Annotated in this window: 19 protein-coding genes; 7 read left to right on the forward strand and 12 right to left on the reverse strand. The window is 70.6% G+C overall.

The window, feature by feature from the left end:
• Nucleotides 1-101: 101 nt before the first annotated feature.
• Nucleotides 102-1,388, forward strand: a complete 1,287-nt coding sequence (locus ACIP2X_RS34205; protein ID WP_401680975.1) for a PTS transporter subunit EIIC — start codon at nucleotides 102-104, stop codon at nucleotides 1,386-1,388.
• Between the two features lie 168 nt (nucleotides 1,389-1,556).
• Nucleotides 1,557-2,822 carry a PTS transporter subunit EIIC gene (locus ACIP2X_RS34210; protein WP_401680978.1) on the forward strand — a complete coding sequence of 422 codons (1,266 nt, stop codon included), beginning with the start codon at nucleotides 1,557-1,559 and terminating at the stop codon, nucleotides 2,820-2,822.
• Nucleotides 2,823-2,923: 101 nt separating this feature from the next.
• On the opposite strand, the gene ACIP2X_RS34215 is transcribed toward ACIP2X_RS34210, so the two are convergent.
• The gene (locus tag ACIP2X_RS34215) at nucleotides 2,924-3,676 is read right to left on the reverse strand and encodes an MBL fold metallo-hydrolase (protein WP_401680980.1); all 753 of its coding nucleotides are present in this window, start codon (nucleotides 3,674-3,676) and stop codon (nucleotides 2,924-2,926) included.
• 239 nt (nucleotides 3,677-3,915) lie between these two features.
• On the opposite strand from ACIP2X_RS34215, the gene ACIP2X_RS34220 reads away from it, so the two are divergent.
• A complete protein-coding gene (locus ACIP2X_RS34220; RefSeq protein WP_401680983.1) occupies nucleotides 3,916-4,359 on the forward strand; it encodes a type II toxin-antitoxin system PemK/MazF family toxin in 444 nt (147 codons plus the stop codon).
• A 37-nt stretch (nucleotides 4,360-4,396) separates the two neighbouring features.
• On the opposite strand, the gene ACIP2X_RS34225 is transcribed toward ACIP2X_RS34220, so the two are convergent.
• The 7 genes from ACIP2X_RS34225 to clpS all read right to left on the reverse strand — a co-directional run bounded on the left by ACIP2X_RS34225 (nucleotide 4,397) and on the right by clpS (nucleotide 9,168).
• Complete coding sequence (locus ACIP2X_RS34225; protein ID WP_401680986.1) at nucleotides 4,397-5,347, reverse strand: PLP-dependent cysteine synthase family protein; 951 nt, start codon at nucleotides 5,345-5,347, stop codon at nucleotides 4,397-4,399.
• 13 nt (nucleotides 5,348-5,360) lie between these two features.
• On the reverse strand, nucleotides 5,361-5,639 hold the full coding sequence (locus ACIP2X_RS34230) for a MoaD/ThiS family protein (RefSeq protein ID WP_401680988.1): 279 nt from the start codon (nucleotides 5,637-5,639) through the stop codon (nucleotides 5,361-5,363).
• 116 nt (nucleotides 5,640-5,755) lie between these two features.
• Nucleotides 5,756-5,851, reverse strand: a complete 96-nt coding sequence (locus ACIP2X_RS34235; protein WP_365457717.1) for a putative leader peptide — start codon at nucleotides 5,849-5,851, stop codon at nucleotides 5,756-5,758.
• A 79-nt stretch (nucleotides 5,852-5,930) separates the two neighbouring features.
• Nucleotides 5,931-6,353, reverse strand: coding sequence for a Mov34/MPN/PAD-1 family protein (locus tag ACIP2X_RS34240; protein WP_401680992.1), 423 nt, complete (start codon nucleotides 6,351-6,353; stop codon nucleotides 5,931-5,933).
• Between the two features lie 131 nt (nucleotides 6,354-6,484).
• Nucleotides 6,485-7,903 carry an amino acid permease gene (locus ACIP2X_RS34245; RefSeq protein WP_401680995.1) on the reverse strand — a complete coding sequence of 473 codons (1,419 nt, stop codon included), beginning with the start codon at nucleotides 7,901-7,903 and terminating at the stop codon, nucleotides 6,485-6,487.
• A gap of 342 nt (nucleotides 7,904-8,245) precedes the next feature.
• A complete protein-coding gene (locus ACIP2X_RS34250) occupies nucleotides 8,246-8,839 on the reverse strand; it encodes a DUF2017 domain-containing protein (protein ID WP_401680998.1) in 594 nt (197 codons plus the stop codon).
• An 11-nt stretch (nucleotides 8,840-8,850) separates the two neighbouring features.
• The gene (gene clpS, locus ACIP2X_RS34255; protein ID WP_401681001.1) at nucleotides 8,851-9,168 is read right to left on the reverse strand and encodes an ATP-dependent Clp protease adapter ClpS; all 318 of its coding nucleotides are present in this window, start codon (nucleotides 9,166-9,168) and stop codon (nucleotides 8,851-8,853) included.
• 57 nt (nucleotides 9,169-9,225) lie between these two features.
• Between clpS and ACIP2X_RS34260 the strand changes: the two genes are divergently transcribed.
• A complete protein-coding gene (locus tag ACIP2X_RS34260) occupies nucleotides 9,226-10,593 on the forward strand; it encodes a nicotinate phosphoribosyltransferase (RefSeq protein WP_401681004.1) in 1,368 nt (455 codons plus the stop codon).
• A gap of 171 nt (nucleotides 10,594-10,764) precedes the next feature.
• Nucleotides 10,765-11,349, forward strand: a complete 585-nt coding sequence (locus ACIP2X_RS34265; RefSeq protein WP_401681007.1) for an isochorismatase family protein — start codon at nucleotides 10,765-10,767, stop codon at nucleotides 11,347-11,349.
• A gap of 584 nt (nucleotides 11,350-11,933) precedes the next feature.
• On the opposite strand, the gene ACIP2X_RS34270 is transcribed toward ACIP2X_RS34265, so the two are convergent.
• Together ACIP2X_RS34270 and ACIP2X_RS34275 are read right to left on the reverse strand one after the other, a co-directional pair.
• Nucleotides 11,934-12,275 carry a hypothetical protein gene (locus ACIP2X_RS34270; protein WP_401681010.1) on the reverse strand — a complete coding sequence of 114 codons (342 nt, stop codon included), beginning with the start codon at nucleotides 12,273-12,275 and terminating at the stop codon, nucleotides 11,934-11,936.
• A 122-nt stretch (nucleotides 12,276-12,397) separates the two neighbouring features.
• Entirely contained in the window at nucleotides 12,398-14,764 is a 2,367-nt protein-coding gene (locus ACIP2X_RS34275) for an immune inhibitor A domain-containing protein (RefSeq protein ID WP_401681013.1), read from the reverse strand.
• 393 nt (nucleotides 14,765-15,157) lie between these two features.
• On the opposite strand from ACIP2X_RS34275, the gene ACIP2X_RS34280 reads away from it, so the two are divergent.
• Nucleotides 15,158-15,427, forward strand: coding sequence for a hypothetical protein (locus tag ACIP2X_RS34280; protein WP_401681016.1), 270 nt, complete (start codon nucleotides 15,158-15,160; stop codon nucleotides 15,425-15,427).
• Between the two features lie 74 nt (nucleotides 15,428-15,501).
• Here the strand turns inward: ACIP2X_RS34280 and ACIP2X_RS34285 are convergent, their stop codons facing one another.
• Nucleotides 15,502-16,239 (reverse strand): RDD family protein, encoded by a 738-nt coding sequence (locus ACIP2X_RS34285; RefSeq protein ID WP_401681019.1) that lies wholly within the window; start codon nucleotides 16,237-16,239, stop codon nucleotides 15,502-15,504.
• Nucleotides 16,240-16,342: 103 nt separating this feature from the next.
• Nucleotides 16,343-17,857, reverse strand: a complete 1,515-nt coding sequence (locus ACIP2X_RS34290) for an RDD family protein (protein WP_401681022.1) — start codon at nucleotides 17,855-17,857, stop codon at nucleotides 16,343-16,345.
• 253 nt (nucleotides 17,858-18,110) lie between these two features.
• On the opposite strand from ACIP2X_RS34290, the gene ACIP2X_RS34295 reads away from it, so the two are divergent.
• Nucleotides 18,111-18,521, forward strand: coding sequence for an SsgA family sporulation/cell division regulator (locus ACIP2X_RS34295; protein WP_401681025.1), 411 nt, complete (start codon nucleotides 18,111-18,113; stop codon nucleotides 18,519-18,521).
• Nucleotide 18,522 lies beyond the last annotated feature (1 nt).

An 18,522-nucleotide genomic window follows, 5' to 3' on the forward strand; every position in this document is an offset into this window, starting at 1 on the left:
TGCGTACCGAATGATGGCGTCACGACAGCGGAACCTTCCGCCGACTGGTCTACACCACCTGGCGGACGCTCGCCAAACCCGGTCCCTCCGGGAGGAGTCCGATGAGTGCCGACAGCGTCGCACGCCCCTCTCGCAGCCGCTGGAGCGCCCTCTTCCAGGGCATGCAGAAGATGGGGCGCAGCCTCCAGCTTCCCATCGCCGTCCTCCCGGCCGCCGGCATCCTCAACCGGCTGGGACAGCCGGACCTGTTCGGCGACGAGGGGCTGGGCTGGACCGACGTCTCCAAGGTGATGGCGGGCGCGGGCGGGGCGCTGCTGGACAGCGCGCTCGGGCTCCCCCTTCTCTTCTGTGTGGGTGTCGCGATCGGCATGGCGAAGAAGTCGGACGGTTCGACGGCGCTCGCGGCGGTGGCGGGGTTCCTCGTCTACTTCTCGGTGCTGCGCCAGTTCCCGCAGGAGTGCCCGGCCGGGGCGCGGGTGATCGTCGCGGGCTGTCAGGCGAACGACGGGACGGTGTCGGTCTTCACGTACCAGAACCCGGGGGTGTTCGGCGGGATCGTCATGGGGCTGCTGTCCGCGTTCTTCTGGCAGCGCTATCACCGTACGAAGCTGGTGGACTGGCTCGGCTTCTTCAACGGCCGGCGGCTGGTGCCGATCATCATGGCGTTCGTCGCGATCGGGTTCGCGGCGCTGTGCCTGTGGGTCTGGCCGCCGATCGGCGCGGCGCTGGAGAGCTTCAGCGACTGGATGAGCGATCTGGGCGCGTGGGGCGCGGGGGTGTTCGGGATCGCGAACCGGGCGCTGCTGGTGGTCGGCCTGCACCAGTTCCTGAACGTGCCCATCTGGTTCCAGTTCGGCACGTATGTCGAGCCCGACGGCACGGTGGTGCACGGCGACATCAACATGTTCCTGGCGGGCGACCCGGACGCGGGCCAGTTCACCACGGGCTTCTTCCCGATCATGATGTTCGCGCTGCCCGCCGCGGCACTCGCGATGACGCACTGCGCCAGGCCGGACCGTCGTAAGGAGGTGGGCGGGCTGATGCTGTCGGTGGCCCTGACGTCGTTCGTCACCGGCATCACCGAGCCCCTGGAGTACTCGTTCCTCTTCGTCGCCCCCGCTCTCTACGTAGTCCACGCCCTGCTGACCGGTGTGTCGATGGCGGTGTCGTGGGGGCTGGGCGCGAAGGACGGCTTCAGCTTCTCGGCGGGACTGATCGACTACGTCATCAACTGGAACCTGGCGACGAAGCCGTGGCTGCTGGTGCCGATCGGGCTGGCCTTCGCGGTCCTCTACTACGCGATCTTCCGGTTCGCGATCACCAGGTTCGATCTGAAGACGCCGGGACGGGAGCCGGAGGACGAGGTCGAGGACGTCACGAAGTCCTGAGAAGCGGCCACTGCGGGTAGCGGCTCGGTAGCAAGAATCGCGGGTTCCTTATGCGGCCTTCATCGTGCTACAACAGGTCTACACCACTGATGGTGTAGACCACCTGGACGCCGCCGTCCCCCTTCCCTTGTCCGTTGCTGGGCGGCGCCATGCCCACTGGAGGAAGTTGTGTCCACGGCCAGCGCCGCTCCCGCGGCCGAGAAGAAGAAGGGCTCCGGCACGATGGCTGTTCTGCAGCGTATCGGCCGCAGCCTGATGCTGCCGGTCGCCGTGCTGCCCGCCGCCGCGCTGCTGGTCCGCTTCGGCAACGCCGACATGCTCGGCGACCCGGAGTACCCCGCCTTCCTCACGAAGATCGCGGGCTTCATGACGGCCGGCGGCAACGCCATTCTCGACAACATGGCGCTGCTCTTCGCGGTGGGCATCGCGATCGGCTTCGCGAAGAAGTCGGACGGCTCGACCGCGCTCGCGGCCGTCGTCGGCTACCTCGTCTTCAAGAACGTGCTGGGCACGTTCACCGACGGCAGCCTGCCCAAGAAGGAAGCCATAGTCGACGGCAAGATCGTCATGGTCGAGCAGGCGGTGGACGCCAAGGTCCTCGGCGGCGTGGTCATGGGCATCGTCGTCGCGCTGCTCTACCAGCGCTTCTACCGCACCAAGCTGCCCGACTGGGCGGGCTTCTTCGGCGGTCGCCGCCTGGTCCCGATCCTGTCGGCCTTCGCGGGTCTGCTCATCGGCATCGTCTTCGGCTACATCTGGCCGGTGCTCGGCACGGGTCTGCACAACTTCGGTGAGTGGCTGGTCGGCTCCGGCGCCGTGGGCGCGGGCATCTTCGGTGTCGCCAACCGCGCGCTGATCCCGATCGGCATGCACCACCTGCTGAACTCCTTCCCGTGGTTCCAGGCGGGCGAGTACGAGGGCAAGAGCGGCGACATCGCCCGCTTCCTGGCCGGTGACCCGACCGCGGGCCAGTTCATGACCGGCTTCTTCCCGATCATGATGTTCGCCCTGCCCGCCGCCTGCCTCGCGATCGTGCACTGCGCCCGTCCGGAGCGCCGCAAGGTCGTCGGCGGCATGATGTTCTCCCTCGCGCTGACCTCGTTCGTCACCGGTGTCACCGAGCCGATCGAGTTCACCTTCATGTTCATCGCGCCGGTGCTCTACGCCCTGCACGCGGTGCTGACCGGTGTCTCCATGGCGCTGACCTGGGCGCTGGGCATGAAGGACGGCTTCGGCTTCTCGGCCGGCGCGGTCGACTTCTTCCTGAACCTGGGCATCGCGACCAACCCGTGGGGCCTGGCCCTGGTCGGCCTCTGCTTCGCGGCCGTCTACTACGTGGTCTTCCGCTTCGCGATCACCAAGTTCAACCTCCCGACGCCGGGCCGCGAGTCCGACGAGGAACTGGCGGAGCTGCAGAAGGCCGAGGCGAAGTAGCCCCGGCCGGTCCCGACCGCACGAAGGCCCCCGGACGGCGTCCGGGGGCCTTCGTCGTGTTGTCGGGGCGCCGGATGCCCGGCGCGGCGTCCTGCGTACGGTCAGATGTCGTACGACTTCCTGGGCAGCGCCAGTTCCACCGGACCGTCGTAGACCGCGCGGGCGTCGGCGAGGTTGACCTGCGGGTCGGTCCACGGGGGGATGTGGGTGAGGAGCAGCCGGCGGGCGCCCGCCCGGGTGGCCGTCTGGCCCGCCTCGCGGCCGTTGAGGTGCAGGTCGGGGATGTGCTCCTTGCCGTGCGTGAAGGCGGCCTCGCACAGGAAGAGGTCGGTGTCCCGGGCCAGTTCGTCCAGGGCGCCGCTGACACCGGTGTCGCCGGAGTACGTCAGCGTCCGTCCGGCGTGCTCGACCCGGATGCCGTACGCCTCCACCGGGTGGGCCACCCGCTCGGTGTGCACCGTGAAGGGGCCGATGTCGAACGTGGACGGCTTGACGGTGTGGAAGTCGAAGACCTCGCTCATCGAGGAGGCCGACGGGGTGTCGGCGTAGGCGGTGGTCAGACGGTGCTCGGTGCCCTCGGGTCCGTAGACCGGGAGCGGGTCGCAGCGGCCGCCGTCGTGGCGGTAGTAGCGCGCCACGAAGTAGCCGAGCATGTCGATGCAGTGGTCGGCGTGCAGATGGCTGAGGAAGATCGCGTCGAGGTCGTAGAGACCGCAGTGGCGCTGCAACTCGCCCAGGGCGCCATTGCCCATGTCGAGAAGCAGCCGGAAGCCGTCGGCCTCGACGAGGTAGCTCGAACAGGCCGATTCCGCGGACGGGAACGACCCGGAGCAGCCGACGACGGTGAGCTTCATGAAGCAGAAACCTCCGCGGGCGGATGGGGAGAATCGGGGGGTCGTGCGGTCCGTCGAGCGTAAGGCGCGAAAGGTCCGGTCGCTCCTCCGCCAGGGGCCGTTGTGGGGGAACTCACCTGTGCTGTCACCGGTTCGGCTGGACCTGACGGGCGCCGCTCCCACGTCGTGCGGGCCGCGGTGGGGCGGGCGGCGCGGGGGAAGGGCGCGCGTGCGGGTGCGTACGCCGGTAACGTCATCGTATGGACACGTCCTGGTGGTTGGCACTCGCAGCGGTGGTGCTGCTCGCGCTGGTCGCCGCGCTCGTGGACGGCTGGGGGCGGCGTCCCGCGGGCCGGCGGACGCGGCCACCCGGGCACCCGGAAGGGCCGGCGGCCCGGCCGCGGGCGGCGGAGATCTGGTGGGCCAACGTGCCCTACGAGGACGGGCCCGGCGCCAAGGACCGGCCGTGCCTGGTGCTGGCGGTGCACGGGCGCCGCGCCACGGTCGCGAAGATCACCAGCAGGTACCACGACGAACGGGCCGGGGTGATCCCGCTGCCGCCGGGTTCGGTCGGGGACACCCAGGGCCGGGCGAGCTTCCTGGAGACGGACGAGCTGCGCGAGGTCGCGCTGTGGGAGTTCCGGCGCCGGGTCGGGGTGGTGGACCCGGCCCTGTGGGACCAGGTCCGCCACCTGGCGACCTAGGGCAGGCTCCGCGACCCGTGCCTTCGTAGGGCGGGGGTCAGGCCCAGAGCTGTCCCCGAAGGGTCTCGATCGCTTCCTCCGTGGTGGCCGCCGTGTAGACGCCCGTGGAGAGGTACTTCCAGCCGCCGTCGGCCACGACGAACACGATGTCCGCGCTCTCGCCGGCCTTGAGCGCCTTGGTGCCGACACCGATCGCCGCGTGCAGGGCCGCGCCGGTGGAGACGCCCGCGAAGATGCCCTCCTGCTGGAGCAGTTCACGCGTGCGGGTGACCGCGTCGGCGGAGCCGACCGAGAAGCGGGTGGTCAGCACGGAGGCGTCGTACAGCTCCGGTACGAAGCCCTCGTCGAGGTTGCGCAGGCCGTACACCAGGTCGTCGTAGCGCGGCTCGGCGGCGACGATCTTGATGTCGGGGCGCTGCTCGCGCAGGAAGCGGCCGACGCCCATCAGGGTGCCCGTGGTGCCGAGGCCCGCGACGAAGTGGGTGATGGAGGGCAGGTCGGCGAGGATCTCCGGGCCGGTGGTGGCGTAGTGCGCGCCGGCGTTGTCCGGGTTGCCGTACTGGTAGAGCATCACCCAGTCGGGGTGCTCGGCGGAGAGTTCCTTGGCGACGCGCACGGCGGTGTTGGAGCCGCCCGCCGCCGGGGAGGAGATGATCTCCGCGCCCCACATGCCGAGCAGGTCCCGGCGCTCCTGCGAGGTGTTCTCGGGCATCACGCACACCATGCGGTAGCCCTTGAGCTTGGCCGCCATGGCGAGGGAGATGCCGGTGTTGCCGGAGGTGGGCTCCAGGATGGTGCAGCCCGGGGTGAGCCGGCCGTCCTTCTCGGCCTGCTCGATCATGTGCAGGGCCGGGCGGTCCTTGATCGAGCCGGTCGGGTTGCGGTCCTCCAGCTTGGCCCAGATCCGGACCTCGGCGGACGGCGAGAGCCGCGGCAGGCGCACCAACGGGGTGTTGCCCACCGCGGCCAGCGGGGAGTCGTAACGCATCGGGCCCGGAGCCTCAGGCCATGCCGCCGGCCACGGCCGGCAGGATCGTGACGTTGTCGCCGTCGGTCAGCTTGGTGTTGATGCCGTCGAGGAAGCGGACGTCCTCGTCGTTCAGATAGACGTTGACGAAGCGGCGCAGCTGGTCGCCGTCCACGATGCGGGCCTGGATGCCCGCGTGCCGGGTGTCGAGGTCGGCGAACAGGTCGGCGAGGGTGGCCCCGGCGCCTTCGACGGCCTTCTGGCCGTCGGTGTACTGGCGGAGGATGGTGGGGATGCGGACCTCGATGGCCATGGCTCAGGGCTCCTGTCGGGAGAAGTCAGGTTCGGTGGGCGCGCGGCAGCGCGGTGACTGCAGGTCGTGCGTACGTCGCGCCGCGGCTCACGGCCGTACGGCGGCAGGCGTCGGCGTCAACAGATGGCGCTGGCGAGCCTGCACAGGTCGACGTGCAGCCGCGCCACGAGCAGGGCGCCCGGCGTCTTGTCGCTCACGTCGAGGAAAACCATGGGCTCATCGTATCGATTCCTGGTCCGGGTCCTGGAATGTGATCTCGGATGGTGGATGAATTCTGACCGAATCCCGGGATCAGTAGGATTCCACGACCCTGACCTCCTCCTCCGTGACCTCGCCCTCGACGATCCGGAAGGAGCGGAACTGGAAGTCGCCGAGACCGTCGGTGTCCGCGGTGGAGACGAGGACGTAGTGGGCGCCGGGCTCGTTGGCGTACGAGATGTCCGTGCGGGACGGGTAGGCCTCGGTCGCCGTGTGCGAGTGGTAGATGATCACCGGGTCCTCGTCGCGGTCGTCCATCTCGCGGTAGAGCTTGAGGAGATCGCCGGAGTCGAACTCGTAGAACGTGGGCGAGCGGGCGGCGTTCAGCATCGGCACGAAGCGCTCGGGGCGGCCCTCGCCCGCCGGGCCCGCGACCACGCCGCACGCCTCGTCGGGGTGGTCCTCACGCGCGTGGGCGACGATCCGGTCGTACAGGTCCTGGGTGATGGTCAGCATGCCCGTCAGGATAAGCAGAAGGCCGTCCCGTACCGAGGGGTGGTACGGGACGGCCCACATGCCGGACGTCCGGAGCGGCGGCGGCAGAGAGCACCACGAGCGCTCGCTGCCGCCGGACGTCCTCGCGTTGGTCAGCCGACCTTCTCGAGCTCCGAGGTGCCGCGCTCGGCGATCTGCGGGTTGCGCGCCTTGAGGACCATCCAGCCGACCCCCAGGGCCGCGGCCCAGCCGGCCATCACGTAGAGGCAGACGCGGGCGTCGGCGTCGTAGGCGATGATGCCGGTCACGAACAGCAGGAACGCGATGGCGACGTACGAGCACTTCGCGCCGCCCGGGGCCGGGAAGGACGAGGCGGGCAGCCGGCCCGCGTCGACCGCGCGGCGGTACAGGACGTGGCTGATCAGGATCATCAGCCAGGTCCAGATGCCTGCGGCGGTGGCGATGGAGGTGACGTAGCCGAAGGCCTTCTCCGGGACGACGTAGTTCAGGACCACGCCGATGCCCATGAAGGCCACCGAGACGAAGATGCCCAGGGCGGGCGTCTTGGTCGACGACAGCTTGGTGAAGACCCGTGGGGCCTCGCCGCTCTCCGCCAGGTTCCGCAGCATGCGGCCCGTGGAGTACATGCCGGAGTTGCAGGACGACAGCGCCGCGGTGAGCACCACGAAGTTGACGATGGCCGCGCCCGCCGGGATGCCGATCTGCGCGAAGGCCTCGACGAACGGGCTGACGCCTGGCGCGAACTCGGTCCACTTCACGACGCAGAGGATGACGGTGAGGGCACCGACGTAGAACAGGGCGATGCGCCAGGGCAGGGTGTTGATCGCCTTGGGGAGGGTCTTCTCGGGGTTCTCGGACTCGCCGGCCGTGACACCGACCAGCTCGACCGCGAGGTAGGCGAACATGACGCCCTGAAGGGTCATCAGGGAGGATCCGATGCCCTTGGGGAAGAAGCCGTCGAAGGCCCAGAGGTTGGAGACGGCGGCCGTGTCACCGGCGCTGCTGAAGCCGAAGGTCAGCACACCGAGGCCGATCACGATCATGCCGATCAGGGCCGTGACCTTGACCATCGAGAACCAGAACTCCAGCTCTCCGAAGAGCTTCACGGAGATCAGGTTGACCCCGAACAGGATCACCAGGAAGACCAGTGCCGTCACCCATTGCGGGATCGACGGGAACCAGTAGTTGACGTAGATCGCGGCGGCGGTGAGTTCCGCCATGCCGGTGACGACCCACATCAGCCAGTACGTCCAGCCGGTGAAGTAACCGAAGAACGGGCCGAGGAACTCGCGGGAGTACTCCGCGAAGGAACCCGACACGGGGCGGTACAGCAGGAGCTCGCCGAGCGCCCGCATGATGAAGAAGATGATCACGCCGGCCAGGGCGTACATCAGGATCAGGCTGGGGCCGGCCTTGGCGATGTTCGCCCCGGCACCCAGGAACAGGCCGACGCCGATGGCGCCGCCGATCGCGATCATCTGGACCTGACGGCTGCCGAGCCCGCGCTCGTACCCCTCTTCAGGAGCGTCCGTGACCTTCTCAGAGGCCATGTGTAGTGCGCCTTTCTCCATGCCGATCCGGACCTCTCGTCGGCCTCGGATCGGGTTTCGATCCCCCCGGATTGATGGAGCTGAGCAGCCCTCCCAAGGCCGCTCGTGCCTGGCCGACGGTCGCCGGCTCGGTGGCGCACCCGGCGCGACATAAGGGTGGTGTTCGCCGGGCGGTCGTGAAGATTTATCACGGCCGCAACACTGATCGCCCGAGGGGTATGTGGCGCACGACACAGGAAGAACCGGACAAACGAACACCAATAAGCCCAAAAGCGGCCACAGCGGTGACAGGATCGTTATCCGGAATTGAGCGTCCGCTGAGCGAACACAACGCCTTCACAATCAGGGCAAAAGGGTGGAGATCAATGTCTCCTGAAGCCCTCCGAGCCACAAATAGGCCATCACCATGGGCTTGCGCGGGTCCTCGTCCGGCAGTCCGTAGAGGAGATCGGTGTCGTCCTCGTCGGAGATCTCCAGCCGGGAACCGATGGCGAGACGCAGATCGTTCAGGGCGCCCAGCCACTGCTGGGACCGCTCCGGGGTCAGCTGCAGCACCGCCCCGCCGTCCCCCGGGGAGGCCAGCTCGTCCAGCGAGCGGATCACCGCGAGGGCGTTCTCCCGCTTGCCGGCCCGCAGGTCGTTCTCGGTGTAGCGGCGGAACTCGGCGGAGTGCGCCCGCTGCTCCTCGTCCTCCTGCGGCTGCTCGGGGTCGCTGTAGGCGTCCGGGAACAGACGGCGGAGCACCGGGTCGGAGGGCGGTTCGCTCGGTCCCTCGGCGAACAGCTCGGCCAGCGGGTCGGCGGAGGCGTCCTCGCCGGGGCCGGGGCCGATGAGCTCCAGCAGCTGGACGGCCAGCGACCGGATGATGGAGATCTCGACGTCGTCGAGGGCGACGGCCGCGCCGCCGCCGGGGAGCGGTTCGAAGGTTCCTGGCATGGCGGCGATCGCTACTTCCGGTCCTGCTGGAGGGTGGCCCACAGACCGTAGCCGTGCATGGCCTGCACGTCGCGTTCCATCTCCTCGCGACTGCCGCTGGAGACGACCGCCCGGCCCTTGTGGTGGACGTCGAGCATGAGCTTGGTGGCCTTGTCCTTGGAGTAGCCGAAGTAGGACTGGAAGACGTACGTCACATAGCTCATGAGGTTGACCGGGTCGTTGTGCACGATCGTTACCCAGGGGACGTCCGGCTCTGGTACGGCAGAGACCTCCTCCGCCGACTCGGTGCGTTCGATCTCGATGGGAGCGGCTGACGTCACAAGACCCATGCTGCCATGGGCCCCACAAATCGTCACACTGACGAAATGGGGTGTAGCATCCTTGCCATGAACACAGCGGACCTTGGGCTGCCGGTGGACGTCCCCTCGACCGCCCTCTTCACGGACCAGTACGAGCTGACGATGCTCCAGGCCGCGCTGAAGGCCGGCACCGCCGGACGGCGCAGCGTCTTCGAGGTCTTCACCCGGCGGCTGCCGGAGGGGCGCCGCTACGGCGTGGTGGCCGGGACCGGCCGCGTCCTGGACGCCGTCGAGAACTTCCGCTTCGACGCGGACGTCCTGCGCTTCCTGCGGGAGGGCGGGATCGTCGGCGAGGAGACCCTCGACTGGCTCGCCGGCTACCGCTTCTCCGGCGACATCTGGGGCTATCCCGAGGGCGAGGTCTACTTCCCGGGCTCGCCGATCATGCGCGTCGAGGGCAGCTTCGCCGAGTGCGTGCTGCTGGAGACGGTGATCCTCTCCATCCTCAACCACGACTCGGCCATCGCGGCCGCGGCCTCCCGGATGTCCTCGGCCGCCGGGGGCCGCCCGCTGATCGAGATGGGTGCGCGGCGCACCCACGAGCTCGCCGCGGTCGCCGCCGCGCGCGCCGCGTACGTCGGCGGCTTCGCCTCCACGTCCGACCTGGCCGCCGGCTTCCGCTACGGGATCCCGACGGTCGGCACCTCCGCCCACGCCTTCACCCTGCTCCACGACCGCGAGCGGGACGCCTTCCGGGCCCAGGTCGAGTCCATGGGACGGGGCACGACCCTGCTCGTGGACACGTACGACGTCGCGGAGGCCGTGCGGACGGCCGTGGAGGTCGCCGGGCCAGAGCTCGGGGCCGTGCGGATCGACTCGGGCGACCTGCTGCTGGTCGCGCACCGGGTGCGCCAGCAGCTGGACGCGCTCGGCGCCACGGGCACGAGGATCATCGTGACCTCGGACCTCGACGAGTACGCCATCGCCTCGCTCGCCGCGGCGCCCGTGGACGCGTACGGCGTCGGCACCCAGCTGGTCACCGGTTCCGGGCACCCGACCGCGTCGATGGTCTACAAGCTGGTCGCCCGCGCCGAGTCCGAGGAGCCGAAGGCGCCGCTGGTGGCGGTGGCGAAGAAGTCGACCGGTGGCAAGACCTCCGTCGGGGGCCGCAAGTGGGCCGCCCGGCGGCTGGACGAGCAGGGCGTGGCCGAGGCGGAGGTCGTCGGCACGGGGGCCGTCCCGGCGGGGCTGGTCGACCGGCAGCTGCTGGTCGAGCTGGTCAAGGGCGGCGAGGTGGTCGCCCGCGAGCCGCTCGACGCCGCCCGCGACCGGCACAGCGCCGCCCGCGCCGCCCTGCCCCTGTCGGCGACCCAGCTGTCCCGGGGAGAGCCGGTCCTGCCGACGGAGTACGCCACCGACGGTCAGTCCGTTCCGGCGGACCGACGGGGGGCGTGAGCGTGCGCGCCCCGTAGCGCCCCCTCCCGCTGTGAGCCCGGAGTCTCTAGGCTCGGAGGTTCAGCTCCACCCGCCGGACCGGGCCCGCACCCCCGGCACCAGGCTCCGCCGCCCTGTACCGAACCGCCGGGACCACGGTCGCCAGACCCCATAACCGTAAGGACACCGACCATGCGCCGCGCCTTGATCGTCGTAGACGTGCAGAACGATTTCTGCGAGGGGGGAAGTCTCGCGGTCGCCGGCGGTGCCGATGTGGCCGCCGCGATCACCGAGCTGATCGGGCAGGCCCCCGCCGGGTACCGCCACGTGGTGGCGACCCGTGACCATCACATCGCGCCCGGTGGCCACTTCGCGGACAACCCCGACTACGTGCACACCTGGCCCGCGCACTGCGTGGCGGGCACGGAGGGCGTCGGCTTCCACCCGAACTTCGCTCCCGCCGTCGCCTCGGGCTCGGTCGACGCGGTCTTCGACAAGGGCGCGTACGAGGGGGCGTACAGCGGCTTCCAGGGCGTCGACGAGAACGGTGCCACGCTGGCCGCGTGGCTGCGCGAGCGGGGCATCGACGAGGTGGACGTGGTCGGCATCGCGACCGACCACTGCGTGCGCGCGACGGCCCTGGACGCGGCCCGCGAGGGCTTGCGCACCCACGTCCTGCTGGACCTCACGGCGGGCGTCGCGGAGGCGACCACGGAGAAGGCCCTGGAGGAGCTCCGCGCGGCAGGCGTGGAACTGTCAGGCAAGCCGGTCGTCTGACCCCCGGGTCCCCCTTGCGCCACGCGGCGGACGACGCTCCCGCGATGCGTTACGCGCAGGACAAGGCTTCCGGCAGCGTGCCGGCTCCCGGGGCGCCTCGCGGGGCGGGTAAGGCTTCCGGCGGCGTGAGTCTCCGCCGGGACGGCCCGGAGTGCCTCGCGCGGCGGGCGGGCGCCCTCGGGACGGACCCGCGGCGGGCGGGGCTCACGGCGGCGAGCAGGGCTGACGGCGGCGAGCGGGGCTCACGGCGGTGTGCGGGCTTCCGGGATGCGCCACGGGGCGGGTAAGCCTTCCGGCGGTGTGCGGCTCCCCCCGGATGGCCCGAAGTGCGGCGCGCGGCGGACAAGGCCCCCGGCGGCAGGCGGGCGCTCGGGACGGACCCGCGGCGGGCGGGGCTCACGGCGGTGTGCGGGCCTCCGGGATGCGTCACGGGGCGGTGAGATTTCCGGCGGTGTGCGGCTAGTGCGGCGCACCGCGGACGAGGCCACTCGGGCCCCCGCGGCCCATCACGCGCTGCGTCGCGGCGGACGAGGCTGACGGCGGCGTGCCGGCTCCCGCGGTGCCTCGCGCGGCGGGCGGAGCTGTCACATTTGGGCTGTGGGGCGGCGTAGCAGGGCCCGGATGGGGCGCCAGAGCTCCTGGGTGAGGTCGGGGCCGCCGAGGGTCGCGTCGGGGGCCGTGCGCCATATCAGGCCGTCCGGGTGGTGCAGGACCGCCGTGATCTCGTCCGGGGTGGGTGGGGCCGCGTTGCCGCGCAGGTAGACCGCCCGCAACCCCAGGTTGCGCAGCCTGGTCAGGGCGCGCGCCCGGTTCTGGGCGTGGACCAGCACCCGCACCGCGGCGGATCCGTCGGCGGCGGGACTGGGCAGGTTCAGCGCCACCACCACCGTGCCGTTCGGCAGCTTGCAGAAACCTCCTGCGGCCATGTCGTCATACCCCCGTATCAGCCGGTGTCAATAAGAGAACCACAGGACGCACCTAAACACGGATCGGCGGTGACCCGCCAGGGGGTCACCGCCGATCACGCTCTGACCTGGGCAGATACCGATTACCTACCCGCGGGGCCGACCTCCAGCTCGATCGTCGAGCCGTTCGCGGCCTCCTCCAGGATCTTGATCTTCGTGTTGGTGTCAGTGATCTTCACGCCGGCGGTCGGGTTCGACTCGTCGTAGTAGTCACCGGTGCGGTCGTTGAAGACCGAGACACCCTTCGACCCCGGGATGTACTTCGCCACGTCCGCCTTGTGCAGCGTCATGCCGTCGGTGCGGCCGAGGCTGAACGGCGAGTCGTAGGCCTGGATGCGGTTGCGCATCAGCGTGCCGTCGGCCCACTTGAGGGCGGTCGGGTGGGAGTCGATCGGCAGCACCAGACCGGTACCCGCGTGCTGGCTGGTGTTGTTGTCCGCCTGGGAGGTGTCCCACTTCCAGATCAACAGGCCGTTCTGGTACGCGTAGTGCTCCACCCAGTCCGGACGCTCCGTGAAACCGAAGTTGTACGGGCCGGTCTTGAGCGTCTTGTCGTACGACACGTACTGCCGGTTCTCGGCGATGTAGTACTGCGCGTAGTCCTTGGTGAAGGACGCGCCGACGCGGGAGAAGCCGTTCGCGTTCCAAGCGCCGTCCGCCGTCTCGGCGTTGTCGGTGAACAGGGGCGCGCCGTCCGCGGTGACCGTGATCGCGTCGGCCGTGAAGCCCTTCAGGGCCACGCCGCCGTCGCTCTGGTAGCGGAAGCGGAGGCCGATCTTCTTGCCCGCGTAGGCGTCGAGCGGGTACGCGAACTTCTTGTACCCGTCGAGGGTGCCGTGCAGGGCGGGCTTGTCGCTGCCGTCCCGCGGGACCGGCTGGCCGTCCACCGTGCCGTCGAGGGCGGTCCAGTTGGCGCCGCCGTCGGTCGAGACCTCGGCGTAGAGGTAGTCGTAGTTGGCCTCGATCTGGTACCAGCCGTCGAACGCCAGCTCGGCGGACGTCTTGCCGGTGAGGTCGACCGTACGCGTCAGCGTGTTCTTGAGGTTGTCACCGCTGCCGCTCCACCACTGGGTCTGCCCCTCGGCCGGCTCGACCAGCTCGGTGGTGACGGCCTTCTTCGGCAGGTCGACGACGAGGGCCTGCTTGTGCTTGGTGTTGTACTCGGCCAGGCCCAGCTTGTGCCAGGAGCTGACGCCCGCCTTGGCGGTGTCGTAGTTCAGCCAGCCCAGCTGCAGCTTGTCCCAGGCGGTCATGTCGCCGGGCAGGTTGCCGATCTCGCCCTGGCCGGTGCCGAGCCAGGAGCCGGACGACATCAGCGTCCAGAAGCCGGTGGAGTTCTCGCCGCCCGCGGTGTCGTAGTGGTCCGGCAGACCGAGGTCGTGGCCGTACTCGTGGGCGTAGACGCCGAGTCCGCCGTTCTCGGGCTGGACGGTGTAGTCGCCGACCCAGATGCCGGTGGAGCCGATCTGCGTGCCGCCGAGCCTGTTCTGCTCGGGGCCGGTGGCGCCGGCGTCGGTGCCGAAGGCGTACCAGCGGTGGGCCCAGATCGCGTCGGTGCCCTGGGCGCCGCCGCCCGCGGACTCGTCCTCGCCCGCGTGCACGACCTGGAAGTGGTCGATGTAGCCGTCGGGCTCGTTGAAGTCGCCGTCGCCGTCGAAGTCGTAACGGTCCCACTCGTCGAAGCGCGCGGCGTCCGCCTTGATCTGCGCGTCGGTGCGGCCGGCCGCCTTCTGCTGGGCGACCCAGGCGTTCAGACCGTCGCTGACGACGTTCCACACGCTCGGGCAGTTGGTGTCGCCGCAGGCGTTGTTGCCGTAGCGGGCCTCGTTGTAGGGGACCTTCACCCAGTCGGAGACCTCGCCCTCGACCGAGTAGCGGCCGGAGGACTGCTTCTCGTAGTACGTCTTGACCGAGTCGACGCCCTTGCCGGAACCGAAGTACAGGTCCTCGAAGTGCTGCTGGTCGTAGTCGGCCTGCCAGGCCGTGGAGTTGTCCTTCTTGCGGTCGGGCTTGGCGATCTTGTTGTGCAGCGGGCCCGGGGTGCCGCCGTAGCGGGGGTCGGTCTGGTCGCCGAACTCGACCAGGATGGTGAAGATCTTGTCGGTCTTCTCCCGGCCCAGCTCGACGTACTTGGCGTCGCCCTTCTTGCTCTTGAGCTGCACGACCTTCGAGCCGTCGCGCTCCTTCACGGAGGCCTGGCCGGATATGACCTGCTTCAGCGCCTCCTCGCGCTGGGCCTCGACCGTCTTGCTCAGCGGGCCGTCGAGGTTGTGCTCGTGGCCCTTGTGGTTCTCCGGCGACGCGGGGTCATGCCGGTCGGCGGCGGGCGCCTTGGCAGCCGGGCCGGCCGAGTCCGCCTGGGCCACGGTGAGGCCGGAGAGCGTGGCGGTGGCCGCGGCGAGCGCGACCGCGGTCGCGGCAGCTCTCAACGTCCAGGATCTACTGGTCACTTGAGTTCCTCCCCAGCGTCCGGGGCGCGCGGAAAGGGGGGTGATGGAGGTGGTGCGTCCGCGCGCGCCTGATTGACGCGTGTAGTCAAGTGCCGACATTTGACTAGAGGTTGCGGAGAAAAGACAGACCTTGACTTGAGCAGGACAACTGCACTATGCGGAGATGACATTTCGCTTACCGAACAAGTCGGGATACGTTCTCCGGGCGCGCGGGACGGCCGATCCGGTGGCCGACATGACTCGGTGCGCCCCCTGTGCATCGGCACTGTTGGTCAGGTCACGCTTACGGTTCGTTCCGGTCGGGCATGCACGCGAAGAGATTCTGTCCGCACCCTCCCCCGCAGCGTGAGGCACGGGGGGAGTCCACCCCCATTCTTCGAGGACACGATTGCCATGCCTCGTCCGACCGCCGCACAGCTCGCCTACGGTTCCTGCACCGTGATCTTCTCGACCCTCGCCATGCTGCTGCTGTCACAGACGAGTTCGGGTGCGGGGATCGCGGTCATCGCCGTCGCGGCACTCCTGCTCGGGCTGCTGGTCGCCATGACGGTGCCCATGCCGAAGCGAACCCCGATACCCGCGCCACGACCCGCCACGGACGTGGCGCCGCCGAGGCCGGCGACGGTGCGCCGCGAGCCCGTACGGGAGCCGACGGCCCACTGAGGAAGTCACCAGCAGCGCACGGTACGGCGGGCCCGTCACCTCCCAGGTGACGGGCCCGCCGTCGTCCGGGCGGCTCACGTGGTGCTGACCACCACGGTCTTGGCCGCCTTGTCGTGCAGCCCCTGCTTGTAGGGCCTGTCGAAGAAGCTCCAGCCGCCGCAGATCGCCGTCCAGATGCAGGCACAGCAGAACGCGAACGGAATCCACAGCACCGAGGCGCGCAGCAGCGAGGTCTGGACGGAAGGCGTGGCTCCGTTGTCCAGATGTGCCACGCGCATGTTCAGCCATTTCTTGCCGAGGGTCTGCCCGGACTTGGCGATCATGATCGTGTCGTACGCGATGTAGAGCACGGCGGCGATGACGGACTGCGCCACGGAGTCGCCGACGTCGACCCGGTCGGCGTCCACCTGGTACTCGTCCACGTTGAAACCCCAGGTGATCAGCCAGACCACGATCCCGACCAGCACCATGTCGATGATCCGGGCCAGGGTGCGCTTGCCGCTGTCGGCGAGCGGGGGCATCCCGGCGAGCGGATCGGCGGGGGGCTCGCCACTGCCGTACGGACCGCCTCCGTACGGACCGCCTCCGTAGGGCCCACCGCCCTGCGGACCGCCGCCTCCGTAGGGTCCGCCCCCGTACGGGCCACCGCCGGGGGGCGGCGGCTGACCGCCGCCGTCGGGCGGGGGCTGCTCGCCGCCGCCCGGGGGCCTGTCGTACGGCGAACCGGCCCCCTCACCGGGCGGGGGCTGCTTCTTGAACGGGTCGTCCTCCGGCGGCTGCCCGCCGGAACCGGGCGGCGGTTCGGTGCTCATGGCCCGAGTCGAACCCGAACCCCGGGACTCCGCATCCGGCGAGGGGCCGTCCGGAGTACCGGCCGCCGGCAGCCGGCAGCCGCTCCGGACCACGCCCCTGCCGTCAGCCCGCGACGAACGTATGGGCGGCCTTGTCGTGCCAGCACTGCCGCCACGGCCGGTCGAACAGGCACCACAGGACGCCGATCAGACCGAAGAAGAGCAGGCCGGGAACGCTGTAGACGAGCCAGCGGCGCAGGGCCGCGCCGAAGGAGGGAGCGTCGTGGCCCTCGATGTCGCGCACCTCGAGGCCGAGCAGCTTCTTGCCCAGCGTGCGTCCCCACCGGGCGGTGGGCAGCGCCTCGTAGAGGACGCCGAAGACGAGCAGCACGGCGAGGACGATGCCCAACTGCGCCGCCGTCGTGCCGTCCAGCAGCCAGACGGTGACCGTCCGGCCGGACAGCTTGGCCTCGTCGATCTTGCTCTGGACATGGTCGAGGGCCTGGGTGCCGAGGGGCACGGCGGCGACCGCGGTGACGCCCGCGACGACCACGGTGTCGATCAGACGGGCAGTCAGCCGCTTGCCGAGGCCGGCCGGGCGGGCCTCGGCCTGCCGACGCGCCGCCGCCTGGAAGGGGTCCTCGACCGGGGGCTTCCACGGGGCGACGGGCTGCCCGTCGCCGGCGCCGGCGGAGGCGCCGGCCAGCTGGTGCACCTGCTGCGCCCACGAGGACTGTCCGCCGCCGGAGCCCGAGGTGACCGGGGCGGCCGCCTGCGCCTGGTGGGGAACGCTCGCGGACTGCTGGGCGGGCGCGGGCGCCTGCTGCGACGTGGCGCGGGCGGCTGCCGCCTTCCCGGCGCCGAAGCCGGGGCCGCCGGGCGTGCCCGTCTGCTGCTGTCCGGGCGCCGCCGGGGCGGCGGGGCCCGACGCGGGCGCGGTGAGCGGTCCCGCCGCCGGGGAGCCGGCGGCGGCCGTGCCCGGCGTTCCGGTGCCCCCGCCGTGCGCCCCGTCCTGCTGCCCCGTGCGCGGGGTGGGCGCGCGGAACGTCATCGTGCCCGGGTCCTCGGGGGCACCCTCCGCACCGCCCGCACCCGGCGCCTTGGCGGCCGGACGGCGGAAGACGAACGTGTTGCCGGAGGGCGGCTGTTCGGACTGCGCGGGCGACGGCGATCCCCCCTGCGCGGGCGGAGCAGAGTGATCGGAGGACGAGGCCGGGCCCTCGGTGCGGGCGGCGCCGCCGTCCGGCCGTGCGGGCTGGTCCGCCGGGACGCGCGGGTCGGCGCCCTGGGCCGCGGGCCAGGAGACGCGCCGGTCCTGGTCACCGCCGAAGCCGGACTGCCGGGAGCGGTCGGCTCCCCACGCGGAGGCGGGCTCGGGGCGGCTGCCGTGCTGGGCGTCCGGGCGCCCGGGGCCGGGATCCTCGTCGAAGAAGTGCGGCCCGGTCTCCTCGACGGCGGGCTGCGCGGAACGCGTGCCGGAGGGCGGGGCGAGCGGCTCGCCGTCGGCCGGTGCCGGGCGGCTGGTGCCCGGCACCCAGGCGGCTCCGTTCCAGTACCGGACATATCCAGGAATGGAGGGGTCCGGGTAATAGCCCTCGCGGGGCCGGTCGTCGCCTGGTGCCGGGGTTGGGGCGCTCATGTCCGTCGTCCCGTATCTGCTCGGTGGTGTTATGGGGGCCTCCACATCTATCAGACCTGCGCAGCCCGCACCGCCCGTCCCGCCGGACCCGCCCCTTTCGAGCACGGTTGTGCTAGGGCCGGGGAGACGGGCCCCGGCGGCTCATCGTCACCCCCGGAAAGAACTCCGCGCGACCCGCGTAATGCTCGCGCCCCTGCCCGCTCTCGTCGGGTACGGGCCCGCCCGGGGCCCCGAACGAGGGGAGAGGCACACCATGCACACCGTGGTGGAGCGCGAACTGGAGCTGAGGCTCATCCTGTCGCCGGAGCGCGGCATCCCGGTGCCGGCCCGCCTGGCCTACCGCACCGACGACCCGTACGCCGTGCACGTCTGCTTCCACATCCACTCCGAACACCCCGTCAACTGGACGTTCGCCCGGGACCTGCTGGTGGAGGGGGTGTTCCGGCCGTGCGGGCACGGCGACGTGCGGGTGTGGCCCTCGAAGACGGGCGGGCGCTGCTCCGTGCTGATGGCGCTGACCTCACCCGACGGGGACGCCCTGCTGGAGGCGCCCGCGGCACAGGTGTCGGCCTGGCTGGAGCGCACCCTGCGCGTGGTGCCGCCGGGAAGCGAGGGCGAGCAGCTGGGCATCGACGACGGTCTGGCCCAGCTGCTGGCCCAGTGAG

Origin of the sequence: Streptomyces sp. NPDC089424 (assembly GCF_044749345.1) — a bacterium.
GTDB lineage: Bacteria > Actinomycetota > Actinomycetes > Streptomycetales > Streptomycetaceae > Streptomyces.

Excerpts from the sequence above, each read along its gene's own strand:
- ACIP2X_RS34280 (WP_401681016.1), top strand. The coding sequence starts at position 15,158 with ATGCCTCGTCCGACCGCCGCACAGCTCGCCTACGGTTCCTGCACCGTG.
- ACIP2X_RS34285 (WP_401681019.1), bottom strand. The coding sequence starts at position 16,239 with ATGAGCACCGAACCGCCGCCCGGTTCCGGCGGGCAGCCGCCGGAGGAC.
- ACIP2X_RS34220 (WP_401680983.1), top strand. The coding sequence starts at position 3,916 with ATGGACACGTCCTGGTGGTTGGCACTCGCAGCGGTGGTGCTGCTCGCG.
- clpS (WP_401681001.1), bottom strand. The coding sequence starts at position 9,168 with ATGGGTCTTGTGACGTCAGCCGCTCCCATCGAGATCGAACGCACCGAG.
- ACIP2X_RS34235 (WP_365457717.1), bottom strand. The coding sequence starts at position 5,851 with ATGGTTTTCCTCGACGTGAGCGACAAGACGCCGGGCGCCCTGCTCGTG.
- ACIP2X_RS34295 (WP_401681025.1), top strand. The coding sequence starts at position 18,111 with ATGCACACCGTGGTGGAGCGCGAACTGGAGCTGAGGCTCATCCTGTCG.
- ACIP2X_RS34265 (WP_401681007.1), top strand. The coding sequence starts at position 10,765 with ATGCGCCGCGCCTTGATCGTCGTAGACGTGCAGAACGATTTCTGCGAG.
- ACIP2X_RS34240 (WP_401680992.1), bottom strand. The coding sequence starts at position 6,353 with ATGCTGACCATCACCCAGGACCTGTACGACCGGATCGTCGCCCACGCG.
- ACIP2X_RS34215 (WP_401680980.1), bottom strand. The coding sequence starts at position 3,676 with ATGAAGCTCACCGTCGTCGGCTGCTCCGGGTCGTTCCCGTCCGCGGAA.
- ACIP2X_RS34225 (WP_401680986.1), bottom strand. The coding sequence starts at position 5,347 with ATGCGTTACGACTCCCCGCTGGCCGCGGTGGGCAACACCCCGTTGGTG.
- ACIP2X_RS34260 (WP_401681004.1), top strand. The coding sequence starts at position 9,226 with ATGAACACAGCGGACCTTGGGCTGCCGGTGGACGTCCCCTCGACCGCC.
- ACIP2X_RS34205 (WP_401680975.1), top strand. The coding sequence starts at position 102 with ATGAGTGCCGACAGCGTCGCACGCCCCTCTCGCAGCCGCTGGAGCGCC.
- ACIP2X_RS34245 (WP_401680995.1), bottom strand. The coding sequence starts at position 7,903 with ATGGCCTCTGAGAAGGTCACGGACGCTCCTGAAGAGGGGTACGAGCGC.
- ACIP2X_RS34290 (WP_401681022.1), bottom strand. The coding sequence starts at position 17,857 with ATGAGCGCCCCAACCCCGGCACCAGGCGACGACCGGCCCCGCGAGGGC.
- ACIP2X_RS34270 (WP_401681010.1), bottom strand. The coding sequence starts at position 12,275 with ATGGCCGCAGGAGGTTTCTGCAAGCTGCCGAACGGCACGGTGGTGGTG.
- ACIP2X_RS34230 (WP_401680988.1), bottom strand. The coding sequence starts at position 5,639 with ATGGCCATCGAGGTCCGCATCCCCACCATCCTCCGCCAGTACACCGAC.
- ACIP2X_RS34250 (WP_401680998.1), bottom strand. The coding sequence starts at position 8,839 with ATGCCAGGAACCTTCGAACCGCTCCCCGGCGGCGGCGCGGCCGTCGCC.